Annotated in this window: 10 protein-coding genes; 4 read left to right on the forward strand and 6 right to left on the reverse strand. The window is 68.7% G+C overall.

What is annotated here, in order from left to right:
• Positions 1-26: 26 nt before the first annotated feature.
• Positions 27-866 carry an MOSC domain-containing protein gene (locus QLQ15_RS12120; protein ID WP_283213023.1) on the reverse strand — a complete coding sequence of 280 codons (840 nt, stop codon included), beginning with the start codon at positions 864-866 and terminating at the stop codon, positions 27-29.
• 95 nt (positions 867-961) lie between these two features.
• On the opposite strand from QLQ15_RS12120, the gene QLQ15_RS12125 reads away from it, so the two are divergent.
• A complete protein-coding gene (locus QLQ15_RS12125) occupies positions 962-5,911 on the forward strand; it encodes an alpha-2-macroglobulin family protein (RefSeq protein ID WP_283213024.1) in 4,950 nt (1,649 codons plus the stop codon).
• Positions 5,912-6,013: 102 nt separating this feature from the next.
• On the forward strand, positions 6,014-8,407 hold the full coding sequence (gene pbpC, locus QLQ15_RS12130; protein WP_283213025.1) for a penicillin-binding protein 1C: 2,394 nt from the start codon (positions 6,014-6,016) through the stop codon (positions 8,405-8,407).
• Positions 8,408-8,419: 12 nt separating this feature from the next.
• Here the strand turns inward: pbpC and QLQ15_RS12135 are convergent, their stop codons facing one another.
• Positions 8,420-8,905 carry a peroxiredoxin gene (locus tag QLQ15_RS12135; RefSeq protein ID WP_283213026.1) on the reverse strand — a complete coding sequence of 162 codons (486 nt, stop codon included), beginning with the start codon at positions 8,903-8,905 and terminating at the stop codon, positions 8,420-8,422.
• A 149-nt stretch (positions 8,906-9,054) separates the two neighbouring features.
• Between QLQ15_RS12135 and QLQ15_RS12140 the strand changes: the two genes are divergently transcribed.
• A complete protein-coding gene (locus QLQ15_RS12140) occupies positions 9,055-9,957 on the forward strand; it encodes a DnaJ C-terminal domain-containing protein (RefSeq protein ID WP_283213027.1) in 903 nt (300 codons plus the stop codon).
• 132 nt (positions 9,958-10,089) lie between these two features.
• On the opposite strand, the gene pilH is transcribed toward QLQ15_RS12140, so the two are convergent.
• The 4 genes from pilH to QLQ15_RS12160 form a co-directional block, all read right to left on the reverse strand.
• Positions 10,090-10,455: a twitching motility response regulator PilH gene (gene pilH / locus QLQ15_RS12145; protein ID WP_283213028.1), complete on the reverse strand. Its 366-nt coding sequence runs from the start codon at positions 10,453-10,455 to the stop codon at positions 10,090-10,092.
• 97 nt (positions 10,456-10,552) lie between these two features.
• The gene (locus QLQ15_RS12150) at positions 10,553-11,545 is read right to left on the reverse strand and encodes an acrylyl-CoA reductase family protein (RefSeq protein WP_283213029.1); all 993 of its coding nucleotides are present in this window, start codon (positions 11,543-11,545) and stop codon (positions 10,553-10,555) included.
• Between the two features lie 87 nt (positions 11,546-11,632).
• Entirely contained in the window at positions 11,633-12,442 is an 810-nt protein-coding gene (locus tag QLQ15_RS12155) for an isocitrate lyase/PEP mutase family protein (protein WP_283213030.1), read from the reverse strand.
• 51 nt (positions 12,443-12,493) lie between these two features.
• Positions 12,494-13,297, reverse strand: a complete 804-nt coding sequence (locus QLQ15_RS12160) for a M28 family metallopeptidase (RefSeq protein ID WP_283213031.1) — start codon at positions 13,295-13,297, stop codon at positions 12,494-12,496.
• Positions 13,298-13,529: 232 nt separating this feature from the next.
• Between QLQ15_RS12160 and QLQ15_RS12165 the strand changes: the two genes are divergently transcribed.
• Positions 13,530-14,177 (forward strand): response regulator, encoded by a 648-nt coding sequence (locus QLQ15_RS12165; protein ID WP_283213032.1) that lies wholly within the window; start codon positions 13,530-13,532, stop codon positions 14,175-14,177.
• The last annotated feature ends 17 nt before the right edge of the window (positions 14,178-14,194 follow it).

The following is a 14,194-nucleotide window of genomic DNA, read 5'->3' on the forward strand; positions in this document are numbered from 1 at the left end:
CCTGGGCTTCGCGCCCGGGAATGGGTTCAGCGCGTTTCAAGCACCGTCAGGCGGTCGCCGCGATGCAGCATGCCGGGCGAGCGGGGAATCAGGTGCACGCCGAAATTCACGCCCGCCTCGAACCGGCGGTAGGTGGTCAGGGTCTTCAGCGGCTGGCCGTCGGCCGACTTCTCGCCCGTCGCCGGATCGATGTTGACGAAGTTGCACCGCGTGCACGCTTTCGCCACATCGAACTCGACCTCGCCGATTCGAATGCGGGTCCAGTCGTCTTCCGCATGCGCGAGGGCCGTGCCGACCACGAGGTTCGGACGGAAACGGGTCATCCCGACCGGTGCATCCAGCCGGGTGTTGAGCAGGTCCAGCGATGCGCTGCCGATGAGCATCAGCGGGCAGCTGTCGGCGAAGGACACGATGTCCCCCTCGCGCGAGCAGGCCGGGTCCATAAGGCGGACCATGGAGTCGTCCATGTGCACCAGTCGCGCGTCGGTGCCCAGGTACTCGCTCAACCAGCGGGCGGCCTCCGGGGCGGCCTCGGCGGCCGGTACCGGCTCCTTCCAGACTTCCACGAACCTGTGGGCTGCGTTGCGCGGCGGCTCGACTTGGAGCGACGGCATCCCGGGCGCATCCAGTACCAGGCCGCGTTCGTCCGGCCGGGCCCGGATGAGGGTGATCCGCGGGAACTGGCGACCGGTGATGAAGCGGTCCGTTGCGTCCACGATCATCCAGCGCCGGTCGCCGGCCAGGCCGCGCGGCTCGACCGCCGCCTGTTCGACCGCCAGCGGTGCGCAGGACTTGAGCGGGTACAGATAGAGGTCGGTCAGCGTCATGGCGTGCGGGGTGTCGGGCGCGGGCGGTCGGCGCGCCATGATGTCACGCGCCTGCTGCAGCCGAGTGCGAAAAAAATCTTGATTACGGCTTTCAACGCGGACTCCTATACTCGTTGCGACACTGGGGAGCCCGCATGAAGCGCACGTCCGGACCGGAAGGAATCGTCAACGCCCGCCTGCTGTTCCGGCTGGCCGTCATCGCACTGTTGGCGTTGTCGGGCGTTGCCTGCAAACGCGACGCCGACGGCCAGCTGCCCAAGGTCAGCGGAGAGGCCATCAGCACGCCCAGGGAAACGGTGCAGGGCTTCGCGCTGGTTGCCGCATATCCCGACCAGAAGGGCGACGACGCGCTCGCCATCGCACTGGAATTCAGCCGTCCACTGGTCGACACCCAGTCCTTCGACGACCTCATCGCCGTCAGCGTCAAGGACGGGGGCGCGGTGAAGGGCGGCTGGGTGTTGTCGGACGACGCCAAGGTGTTGCGCTTCCCGCACGTGGAGGCCAGCAAGGACTATGTAGTCACGATCAAGGCGGGCCTGACGGCGGCATCCGGCGAGCGCCTCCCTCGCGAGATCCGCAAGGACGTCTACACCGGCCCGCTCGACCCGGTGGTCGGCTTCGCCTCGCAGGGCAGCGTGTTGCCCGCACGGGAAAGCCGCGGCTTGCCGGTGGTGTCGGTCAACGTGCCCGAAGTCGACGTCGAGTTCCTGCGCGTGCGCGAGAAGGAACTATCGCGCTTCTTCACGCAGTACCAGCGCGGCGGACGTCGCGGCAGCTGGGAACTGGGCAGCGACTACAGCGACAAGACACCGCTGGAACGGCTGGCCGAGCCCGCCTATGTCAACCGCTTCGTGCTGGGCGGAAAGCCCAACGAACGCGTGCTGACCTATCTGCCCGTGCAGGATGTCCGCGAATTGCAGGAACCGGGCCTGTACTTCGCGGTGATGAAGCGCGCAGGCCAGTTCCAGGACGAGTACGAAACCGCGTTCTTCACCGTCAGCGACCTGGGCCTGCATGCGCGCGCCTACAAGGACACGCTGTTCGTGCACGTGGCATCGCTGCAGTCGGGCGCCTCGGTATCGGGTGTCGAACTGAGGGTGCTCGACGCCAAGGGCGAGGTCGTGCTCAAGGGTGAGACGGACGGTAACGGCAACGCGCTGCTTCGGTATCGCCTGGACGCCGACCACGTGCTGGTCGCGCAGAAGGGCCGCGATGTTTCGATGCTGCCGTTCAACCAGCCTGCGCTGGACCTGTCCGAGTTCGCCGTGAGCGGGCGCGAACAGGCCTGGTTCGACGTCTTCGCCTGGTCCGGCCGCGACCTCTATCGTCCCGGCGAAACCGTCCGTGTGTCGGCGCTGCTGCGCGACCAGGACGGACAGCCCATCGTGCCCAAGGCCGGCAAGGCGCAGCAGCCGGTGTTCCTGCGCTATGTGCAGCCCGACGGCAAAACCTTCCTGGAAACGCGCCTGCAGCCCGACGCGCAGGGTTACGTGCGCCATGCGCAGGCGATTCCCGCCGATGCCGCGACTGGCCGTTGGCGCGTGGAGTTCCGCACCGATCCGTCCAGCAAGGACGCCGTGCAGGGCATGACCCTGCGTATCGAGGAGTTCCTTCCGGAACGGCTCAAGCTCGACCTCGATGCGCCGGCGCTGCTCGCGCCCGGCGAGCCGTTGAAGCTGAGCGTCGACGGTGCCTATCTCTATGGCGCGCCGGCCGCGGGCAACCGCTTCACCGCCAAGCTTGCCGTGGCGGTGGAACAGCATCCACTGGACTCGCTGCCCGGCTATTTCTTCGGCGATCCCACGCTCACGTTGCCCAAGGAAGCCAACGACGTCATCGACGACAAGCTCGATGCGCAGGGCAAGCTGCAGCAGGACATCGCGCTGCCGAGCGAGGCCAAGCCGGTCAGTCCCATCGCGGCCATCGTCACCGGCAGCGTGTACGAAACCGGCGGCCGCAGCGTCAATCGCAGCCTCAAGCGCGTGCTGTGGCCCGCGGGAGCGCTGGTGGGCGTGCGCCCGCTGTTCGACGACAAGGAAGGCACGGACGCCGACGCCAACGCCGGTTTCGAGATCCTGCGCGTGGGCAGCGACGGCAAGCCCCGTCCTGCGAAGGGTCTGCGTGTCACGCTCGTGCGCGAGCACCGCGACTATCACTGGAGCCACGGCGACGACGGCTGGGACTACGAGTTCACCCGTCGCTACGAGGACATCGAAACGCGCACGCTGGATGCCGGCAGCGCGCCCGCGCGCCTGCATTTCCCGGTGGAGTGGGGCGATTACCGCCTCGACGTCTTCGACCCCGCCACGAAGCTGACGACGCGTTATCCGTTCACCGCCGGCTGGAGCTGGAGCGACGAGAACCGCGGTCTCGACGCGCGACCGGACAAGGTCAAGCTCGCGCTCGACAAGACCGCCTATCGCGCGGGCGACACGCTCAAGGTGACGCTCACGCCGCCGCACGCAGGCAAGGGCCTGCTGATGGTGGAGAGCGACCGCATGTTGTTCGTGCAGGACATCGAGGCGAAGGCCGGCAGCACGTTCGAGATCCCGGTGACGAAGGACTGGGAACGCCACGACGTGTATGTCACCGCGCTGGTGTTCCGTGGTGGCAGCGCGCCCAGCAGGATCACGCCGGCGCGCGCCGTCGGCGTGGCGCATGTTCCGATGGACCGTCGCGACCGCAAGGTGGCGGTGGGCCTGTCGCTGCCCGGTTCGATGCAGCCGGAACGCGCGCTCCCCGTCACCGTCAGCGTGCCGCAGCTGGCCGGACGCGATGCCTGGGTCACCGTGTCCGCGGTCGACGTGGGCATCCTCAACATCACGCGCTTCCCCGTGCCCGACGCGGCCGCGCATTTCTTCGCGCAGCGACGCCTGGGCGTGGACGCGTACGACGTCTACGGCCGCGTGATCGAAAGCTTCGAGGGCGATGTGGCGAAGATCCGCTTCGGCGGCGACATGGCACTGGACGCCCTGCCGCAGGCGCGCCGTCCGACCGCGAAGGTGCAGACGGTGGACCTGTTCGCCGGCCCGGTGAAACTGGATGCGAAGGGCAACGCACGCGTGCGCCTGGACGTGCCGGACTTCAACGGCACGTTGCGTGTCTCGGCGCTGGTGTATGCCGGGGGCACGTACGGCATCCGTGATCGCGAAACGATCGTGCGCGCGCCGGTGCTGGCCGAGGCCAGCGTCCCGCGCGTGCTGGCCCCCGGCGACCGCAGCAACGTGACCCTGGACGTGCAGAACTTCACCGGTCGCGCCGGATCGTTCAAGGTGCAGGTGTCGGGCGAAGGGCCGGTGTCGGTGGGCGAGGGCACGCGCACGGCATCGCTCGGCGTGGATGCCAAGACCACCTACACCTTCCCGCTGCAGGCGCGCGAAGGGTATTCGACCGCGCAGGTGCGCGTGCGCGTGGAAGGCAACGGCTACCAGGTCGATCGCCGCTACGACGTACCGGTGCGCCCGGCATGGCCCTCGGTGATGCGTGCGCGGACGCGCGTGCTGGATTCGCTGGGCGCGATCGCGCTGGATGCGGATCTGGCCGACGGGTTGATGGCCGACTCGGTCAACGCACGGCTGTCGGTCAGCGCATTGCCGCCGATTCCGTTCGCCTCCGCGCTGCAGGGCGCGCTGGAATACCCGTACGGCTGCGCGGAGCAGACCACCAGCAAGGGGTTCGCGGCGCTCGAACTCGACGACGCCACCGCGAAGATGCTCGGCACGACCGGCCTGGACACCGGCAAGCGCCGCGCACGCATGGAAGGCGCGTTCGGTCGCCTGGCGGCGATGCAGATCGGATCCGGCCATTTCTCGATGTGGGGCGATGGCGATTACGTCAACCCGCTGATCACCCCGTATGTCGTCGAGTTCCTGCTCGATGCGCGTGAGGCGGGTTTCGCGGTGCCGGAGTCGATGCTGCAGAAGGCGCTGAAGGTGCTCAACGAGGACCTGCTGTCCGGCGGCGCACCCTTCTTCGGCTACGACCGGCGCGAACACATGAAGTTCGCCTATCAGGCCTACGCCGGCTATGCGCTGGCGCGGGTGAACCGCGCACCGCTGGGCACGCTGCGTGCGCTCTACGACAACGAACGCAAGAACAGCCTGACCGGCTTGCCGCTGGTTCACCTGGGCATCGCGCTGTCGTTGCAGGGCGACAAGGCGCGCGGTCGCAAGGCCATCGCCGAAGGGTTCGCACGCGACACGGCCGACCGCCCCGAGTACCTCGGCGATTACGGCAGCCGTCTGCGCGACGATGCGCTGATGATCGCGCTGGTGCACGAGCACCACCTGGCCACGCCGGAATTCGATGCGCGTGCGGTCTCGCTGGGCCGTGAACTCGATGCGCGTCGCAATCGCGGCTGGCTGTGGCTGAGCACGCAGGAGCAGGTTGCGCTGGCACGCCTGGGCAAGGCGTTGATGGCCGACCAGGGCAAGGAGCTGTCGGGACAGTGGAAGGTGGGCGACGCCACCACCGAGGCGACATCCGCACGATTCATCGGCCGCCTGTTCGACCACGCGGCGATGGCGCGCGGCGTCAGCTTCACGCCCAAGGGCGAGCCGCCGCTGTACGCCTCCCTTGAGGTCGCCGGCGTGCCGCGCACGGCGCCGCCTGCGGATGAATCGGTCATCAAGGTCGTGCGCCGCTACTTCACCACCGACGGAAAAGCGTGGACGGGCGGCACGCTGGAGGAGGGCGACGCGCTGATCGTGCAGGTCAGCGTGCAGGCCAGCCGACCGATGCCCGATGCGCTGCTCACCGACCTGCTGCCGGCGGGCCTGGAGATCGAGAACTTCAACCTCGGCGACGGCAAGCAGTGGGCCGGCGTGGTCATCGATGGCATCGAGATCAGCGACCGCGACGAAGCCGCCGACGTGCGCCACGAAGAGTTCCGCGACGACCGTTATGTCGCTGCGCTCAAGCTGGAGGTCGGCGACACGGCGCGCGTGTTCTACCTGGTCCGCGCTGTGACGCCCGGCACCTACACGGTGCCGCCGTCGCTGGTGGAGGACATGTACCGCCCCGACCTGCGCGGCGTCGGCAAGGCGACTCCGGCCACGTTGACGGTGACGCAGCCGGGCAGGTGAGGCAGCGAGCGCGGCGTGCATTCCAACGCATGTCGCGCGCGTGGGCATGGACTGCGTTCCCGGCAAATCGAATCGAGTAACGACTGTGTTGGCGTTGGCGACATGAGCAAGGCAAGCCAGAGCACGAAGCAGCGCACGCCGCACGGGCGGTATCGGCGCACGCTCAAGGTCTGCCTGTTCGTGCTGTTGTCGCTCAACGTCGCGATGCTGGCCGACCTTGCCTTCCCGTTGCCGCTGCCGACGCAGCAGGACGCCGGCGCGGTGGTGGTCTCGGCCGACGGCGTTCCATTGCGCGCCTTCGCCGATGCCGGCGGGATCTGGCGCTATCCCGTCACGCCGGAGCAGGTGTCGCCGCTGTACCTGCACGCGTTGCTGAACTACGAGGACCGCTGGTTCTGGCGGCATCCGGGCATCAACCCGGTGGCGCTGCTGCGCGCTGCCGGACAGTGGGCGCGCAGCGGGCGGGTCGTCTCGGGCGGGTCCACGCTCACCATGCAGGTCGGGCGCATCCTCGATGCGCCGGGCCGCCCGGCTGCGCGTTCGCCGCTTCGCAAGCTGCGCCAGTTGCTGCGCGCCATCCAGCTGGAAGTGCATCTGTCCAAGCGCGAGATCCTGTCGCTGTACCTCAACCGCGCGCCGTTCGGCGGCACCGTCGAAGGAGTCGAAGCGGCGAGCTGGGCCTACCTGGGCAAGCCCGCGTCGCGGCTGTCGCATGCCGAAGCCGCACTGCTGGCCGTGTTGCCGCAATCGCCCAGCCGCCTGCGGCCGGATCGCGAACCCGAGCGCGCCCGCGTCGCACGCGACAAGGTGCTGGCACGCATGCAACGCCTTGGCGTGTGGACGCCGGAACAGGTGCGCGATGCCCGCATCGAACCGGTGGTGGCGCGTTCGCTGCAGCCGCCGCGCCACGCACCGTTGCTTGCGCAGCGGTTGAGATCGGAACACCCGCGCGCCGTACGCGTGACCTCCACCGTGGACCTGGAACTGCAGCGCACGCTCGAAGAACGCGTCGCCGCGTATTTCTCAGGGCTGCCCGAACGCACCTCCGCCGCCTTGCTCGTGGTCGACAACGAAACGCTGGAGGCCCGTGCCTATGTGGGCTCGGTGGTGTTCGGCGACACCGCGCGCCTTGGGCACGTGGACATGGTGCGCGCCTGGCGTTCGCCCGGCTCCACCTTGAAGCCCTTCCTGTATGGATTGGCGCTGGACGACGGCTTGATCCACTCCGAAAGCCTGCTGGTGGATGCGCCGCAATCCTTTGGCGATTACCGCCCCGGGAATTTCGACATGGCGTTCAACGGGCCGGTGGGCGCGGCCGAGGCGTTGCGGCTGTCGCTCAACGTCCCCGCGGTGGACCTGCTCGATCGCGTCGGGCCCGCACGCTTCTCGGCGCGTCTGGCGCACGCTGGCATCCGACTGCGCTGGCCCGATGGCGCGACGCCCAACCTGTCGATGATCCTGGGTGGCACCGGTGCGCGCCTGGAAGACCTGGTTGGTGCGTACGCGGCGCTCAACCGCAATGGCGTCGCCGGACGCGTGCGTTACACGCCGGATGCACCGCGCGTGGACCGTCGATTGCTCTCGCCAGGGGCGGCGTGGATCGTGCGCGAGATGCTCGAAGCCAACCCGCGCCCCGGCACCGCCGCCGACACGTTCGATCCGAGCGGGCGGCCCCGCGTGGCCTGGAAGACCGGAACCAGCTACGGCTACCGCGACGCATGGGCGCTGGGCAGCACGCGCCGGTACACGGTCGGCGTGTGGGTCGGGCGCCCGGACGGCACGCCGTTGCCCGGGCAGTACGGCGCGGTCACCGCGCTGCCGCTGCTGTTCGAAGTGATCGACAGCCTGCCGCGCGCGCGCGGCGATGCCGTGCCCGCCACACCGCCGCCGAACGTGACGCGCGTGGAGGTGTGCTGGCCGCTGGGACTGCCGCCGGACCCGCAGGCGCCGCAGCTGTGCCGCAAGCGGCGGCAAGCCTGGACGCTCGACGACGTCGTGCCGCCCACGTTCGCCGAACGCGATGCACGTCTGTGGAACGTGGGCATCGAGCGTTTCGAAGTGGATCGGCGCAGCGGCCTGCGTCTGTCGGCCGAGTGTTCGCGCCCGCACGAACGCGAATGGCGCGAGCTGGCGCGCTGGCCGGCATTGGCCTCACCTTGGCTGGCGGTCGATGCGCGCCGCGCCTCGCGACTGCCGGCGTTGTCGCCCGACTGCTCCGCCGACGGGCGCGATGCCGCCGAGGAACTGCGAATCGAAGGCCTGGCCGATCGCGCGACGCTCGCACCCGCACCGGGCAGCGCGCATGCCGTGCGCCTGTCGCTGCGCGCGCTCGGCAGCGAGGCGCGCATCCGCTGGTTGCTCGATGGCAGGCAGATCGGCGAATCCGCAGGGCAGACGCCGTTCGTGCACGACTTCGGCGAGGCGGGCGAGCATACGCTCACCGCGCTCGCCGACAGCGGTGCGTGGTCGAGCCTGGGGTTCAGCGTGTTGCGCTGACCCGTGCGTGCGTTACAGGTGCTTGAGCTGCTCGAGGATGTGCTCGGCGGACGACACGCGGAACTCGCCCGGCGCTTCGATGTTGAGCAGTTTCACCACGCCGTCCTGCGCGTACAGCGCGAAGCGCTTGGCGCGGCGGCCCATGCCGTAGGCGCTGGCGTCCAGTTCCAGGCCAAGCGCGCGGGCGAAGTCGCCGTTGCCGTCGGCCAGCATCATCAGGCCGTCGGGCACGTGCTGGCTCTGGCCCCAGGCCTGCATGACGAAGGGGTCGTTCACCGCCATGCACGCGACCTCGATGCCGCGGCTGCGGAACTCGTCGAAATGCTGCACGAAGCCGGGCAGGTGCTTTTCCGAACAGGTCGGCGTGAACGCGCCAGGCACGGCGAACAGCACGATGTTGCGGCCCTCGAACAGCGCGTTGGTGTCGATGGTCTCGACGCCCTCACGAATGCGCTGCAGCGGGACTTCGGGAATGCGTTCGCCGATCTGGATGGTCATGGGGGCGTCCTGTGGAAGGGTTCCGACGATTCTAGACGTCGGCCGCTGCGATGGCGTCAAAGCTCGCATCGCGGTGTCGTCGCCGCCGATGCGTTAACCTCCCGTGCCTGCGGCCATGACGGGGCCGGCACCTCCGGACGGGACGATTCATGCAGTTCAAGGATTACTACGAAACCCTGGGCGTGGAGTCCAGCGCGGGTGAAGCCGAGATCAAGACGGCGTACCGGCGCCTTGCGCGCAAGTACCACCCCGATGTCAGCAAGGAAGCCGGTGCGGAGGAAAAGTTCAAGGCCATCAACGAGGCGTACGAAGCGCTGCGCGATCCGCAGAAGCGCGCCGCCTACGATCAGCTGCGCGCGCGCGGCTACCGTCCCGGCGACGAGGTGCAGCCTCCGCCGGGCGGCTTCGGTGGCAACGGCTACGGCGGCGGCGTGGATTTCGAGGAGATCTTCGCCGGTGGCGGTGCAGGCGGTGGGTTCAGCGACTTCTTCGAAAGCCTGTTCGGCCGAAGTGGTGGTTTCAGTGGACAACGCGGTCCGCAGCCGCGCGGCGATTCCCGCGCCAAGCTCGCCGTCGCGCTGGAGACGGTTTACGAGGGCGGCAGCGTGCGCATCTCGGTCAACAACCGGACATTGGACGTGCGCGTGCCCAAGGGCATCCGCCCCGGTCAGGTGATCCGGCTGGCCGGGCAGGGCGCACATGGCGACCTGCTGCTGGAAATCGAGTACGCCGCCAATCCCCAGTTCGAGGTGGACGGCCGCAACGTGATCCACGTGTTGCCCATCGCGCCGTGGGAAGCCGCACTGGGCGCGACGGTGAGCGTGCCCACGCTGGGCGGTGCGGTGGAGTTGAAGATTCCCGCCAACTCGGAGGCGGGCCGCAAGCTGCGCCTGCGCGGACGCGGTCTGCCCAACGATCCGTCGGGCAAGCACCCGCCGGGCGATCAGATCGTCGAACTGGAAGTGCTGGCGCCGCGCGCCCACAACGATGCGCAGCGCGAGGCCTACGAACGCATGCGCGAGGCCTTCGGCAACGACTGGCGTCGCGCCTGAGACGGGTGGTTCCGTAAGGCCCGAACGCGTCGCGCGCGATACGCGACGCCATCTGCTTCCTCTGGGTTACCGGACGTGACAGCCTTCGCGATCGTCGTCGAGGCCGTCAGTCGCGTACTGCGGTAGCCCCGGTCAGACCTTCATGACCTGGCCGATCACGTCGGACAGGTCGGTCTCGCTGAAGGGCTTGGTGATGTAGGCCTTCGCGCCCTGGCGCATGCCCCACACACGGTCGGTGTCCTGGTCCTTGGTGGTGACCAGCACGACCGGGATGTGCGAGGTGGTCGGGTCGCGCGTGATCGAGCGCGTAGCCTGGAAACCGTTGAGGTTGGGCATGACCACGTCCATCAGGATCATGTCCGGAAGTTCGCGCTTGGCCGCTTCCACCCCGGCCGCACCATCCTCGGCGGTGAGTGCTTCGTGGCCGAGTTTCTCGACAATGCGCCGGATGCCCATCAACTGCGACGGCGAGTCGTCGACGATCAGAATGCGCGCCATATGTTTCCCCCTGGACCTGGCGCGATTGTAGCCAGCGGCATGGCGGTAGCAACAGTCGGCACGCGCCCCGGTCGTATCCGGCGATGCAGGACGTGCGTCAGATCACGACCAGAGTGCGGCCGAAGGATCCGCCGGCCAGCATCGTGGCGAAGACCTCGGGCAACTGGGACAGGCCGACCTCCCGCGTGCAGATGCGATCGAGGTGGCGGGGTTTCCAGTCGTCGGCCAGGTGTTGCCAGACCGCTTCGCGTACGTCGCGGGCGGTACCGGCGGAGGCCACGCCCAGCAGCGACACGCCGCGGATGATGAAGGGCATGACCGTGGTGCCCAGGTCCGCCGATGCGGCCAGGCCGGCGCTGGCGACGTTGCCATAGGGCGTGGTCTGCGCCAGCAGGCTGGCGAGCATGGCCCCGCCCACGTTGTCCAGGCCGCCGCCGAAGCGCGCCGATTCCATCGGACGGGTGGTGGCGAGTGCGTCGCGCCCCAGCACCTGCGTGGCGCCCAGTGCCTTCAGGTAGTCGGCATGCTCGGCTTTGCCACTGATCGCATGCACTTCGAAACCCGCGCGGCTGAAGATGTCGACCGCCAGCGAGCCCACGCCGCCCGTGGCGCCGGTGACAGCCAGCGGACCGAGGTCGGGCGTCTGGCGGTTCTCGCGCATGCGGAACAGCGCGAGCGCGGCGGTGAAGCCCGCGGTGCCCAGGATCATGCTCTCGCGCAGGCCCAGCCCCTTCGGCAGCGGGATGACCCACTTCGATTCCAGTCGCGCGTACTGGCTGTAGCCACCGTCGCGGGTTTCGCTGAGGCCGCAGCCGGTGACGAGGACTTCATCGCCTTCGCGGAAGGACGCATCGGTGGACGCGACCACATGTCCGGCCACGTCGATGCCGCCGACCAGCGGGAAACGCCGCAGGATCTTGCCCTGGCCGGTGCCGGCCAGCGCGTCCTTGAAGTTGACGGACGAAAAGGCCACGCGGATGACGACTTCGCCCGGCGCGAGGTCGTCCAGTGCGATCGCTTCGACGCCGCTGCGGTAGCCGTCGGCGTCGTTGTGGATGCGGAAGGCGTCGAAGGTGGGAGAGGCGTGCATGGGAACTCCGTGTTCCGGATCGGCGCTGCAAGGATAGCCCGTCGATCGCGCGCGCATCCGCCGCACGCGGCAAAGCCACCGATGGTGTCAGTCGCGCGGAGTGAACAGCGCGTTGAGTTCGCCGTATGCCGAGCGCGGGCCGGGGCCGGCGCGACCGTCGGCGAGGAAAGCGGCGGCCAGTGCGCGCGTCTGCCCGAACGCGGCCTCGGCCAGGTCCGAACCGGCACTCAGGCGAGCCACGCCCAGGGCTTCCAGTGCTTCGATCGGCGGCAATGCGGCACGCAACAGGACATTGAGCGGCAGACCCGCACCATTGGCGATGCCGCGGATGTCGTCGGCCTCGGTCACGCCCGGCACGAACAGGCCATCGGCGCCCGCCTCGCGATAGCGCGCGGCGCGTTCGAGCACGGTCGCCACGCGCTGCTCCGGCGGTGCGAGTCCGCGCAGGTATACGTCGGTGCGCGCGTTGACGAACACATCGAAACCGTTGCGCGCGGCGATCTCGCGGATCGCGACGATCTTCGCGCACAGCGCCTCCGGTGTGCCCGCGCCATCTTCCAGGTTGATGCCGACCACGCCCAGGCCGACCAGTCGTTCGACGTGATCGGCGACGGCGGCCGGCTCGTCCGAATAGCCACCTTCCATGTCGACGGTGAGCGGCACGCGCACGACGCGCGCAATCTCCGCCACCGCCGTCTGCAGATGCGCGAAGGGCAGGGTGTCGCCGTCGGAATAACCGCGGCTCCAGGCCAGGCCCGCGCTCGTGGTGGCGATGGCCTTCGCGCCGAGGGTTTCGATCAGGCGCGCGGAGCCGGCGTCCCACGCGTTGGCCAGACGCAGCACGCCTTCGGTGTGCAGTCGACGGAAGAGGGCGGCGTGCTCGGCGTTGGAACTCATGGTCGCTCCGGTGTCGGTGAGGGACGCGATGCTGTCACTCGCCGCGAAACCTTACTCGCCGTTTCCGGACGCGGACGTGACCGCCCCGCCCGCACCGGCCTGCGCGTCCCACTCGCGCAGCGCCTGCTCGACGGCGTCCACGCCGCGTGCGACCGCGGCGGCATCGATCTGGTCGACGCGGTCGCGGTCGGAATGGATCACCTGCATCACCTTCGGCGGCTGCGCGAGCTTCTTGCCGGCATACGCATCCAGCACCAGCGCGGCTTCATCACGGCCCACCAGTGAGTACGACACGGCCGGCCAGCCTGCGGCGAGGAACGGAAGGTGATCGGTCGGCGGGTACTGCTCGCCACTCACCAGTTGCAGGCGATTGCCCTGCGACGCGGTGCGACTGCCCTGGACCAGCGTCGCCTGCGCATCGGTGGGCGCCATCATCCACAGCGTGTCGCCCCAGCCGAAGACGTCGAAATTGACGTACAGGGCAGGGCGCGTCTTGCCGTCGGCGACGAAGGCCTTGGAGCCGAGCAGACCGGCTTCCTCCAGGTCCCAGAAGGCGACTGCGACGCGATGGTGCTGCAGGGGGCGCTGCTTGAAGCGCTGTGCGAGCGCGAGCACGGTCGCGCTGCCCGATGCGTTGTCGGTGGCGCCATCGCCCACGGCGACGCGATCCGAATGCGCGCCGATCAGCAGAAGTGGCGCACCGGCGGGGCCGGCGACCTCGGCATACAGGTTCTCGCCCGGGCGCTGTTTTGCGTCGAAGGCCAGCGTTTTCCATTCCAGGCCCAGCGTGTCCAGGCGTGCGGTGATCGCGGCACGGCGCCCGACGTCGTCCCCGGCCGCGGCGATGGACTGCACGTCGCCCAGCCATTGGGCGGCGGGGATTTGAGCCCGGGCGGCGTCCCGCGCAAGGACCGGCGCGGAAGGCGAGGCGAGAAAAAGGATCGTGAAGACGGCACTGGCAACTCGGCGCATCGCGAACACCCCCATTAGAATCGGTTCAGTTTGTACCCCAATTCAGGGTTGGGCATGGGCCGAAAGCCCTGTCGGGTACCGGCGCCCAGTGCGGCGCGATGGAAGGGAGAAAGGGATGACGATCCGGGTGTTCATCGTGGACGACCATTCGCTGGTGCGGACCGGCATGCGCATGATCCTGTCGGGCGAGACCGACATCGAAGTCGTGGGCGATGTGGAAAGCGGCGAAGAGGCCATGCCGCTGATCCGCAGGCTCAAGCCCGACGTCGTCCTGTGCGATCTGCATCTGCCCGGATTGAGTGGTCTGGAAGTCACCGAGCGCGTGGTCAAGGGCGACCACGGTACGCGCGTCATCATCGTCTCGGTGCTGCAGGACGGTCCGATGCCCAAACGCCTGCTGGAAGCGGGCGCATCGGGTTACGTGGGCAAGGGCGGGGATGCCGGCGAGCTGCTGCGTGCGATACGCGAGGTCGCGCGCGGCCGGCGTTTCCTGGCCAGTGGCATCGCGCAGAGCATGGCGCTCGCGGGCATCGATGGCGACGGCTCGCCGTTCGATCTGCTTTCGCCGCGCGAGATGGAGATCGCCCTGCTGCTGGTCCAGGGGCTGCGCCAGGACGATATCGCCAAGCGCCTGAGCCTGAGCGCCAAGACCGTGAACACGCACAAGACGCGCCTGTTCGAGAAGCTGGAGATCCACGACACCATCGCGCTTGCGCGACTGGCCAGTCGTTACGGCGTGATCGATCCGACCCAGGCGATCTGACGAAGCGGCACATCCGC

The organism is Lysobacter stagni (genome assembly GCF_030053425.1).
In the GTDB taxonomy this organism is placed as follows: Bacteria; Pseudomonadota; Gammaproteobacteria; order Xanthomonadales; family Xanthomonadaceae; genus Lysobacter_J; species Lysobacter_J stagni.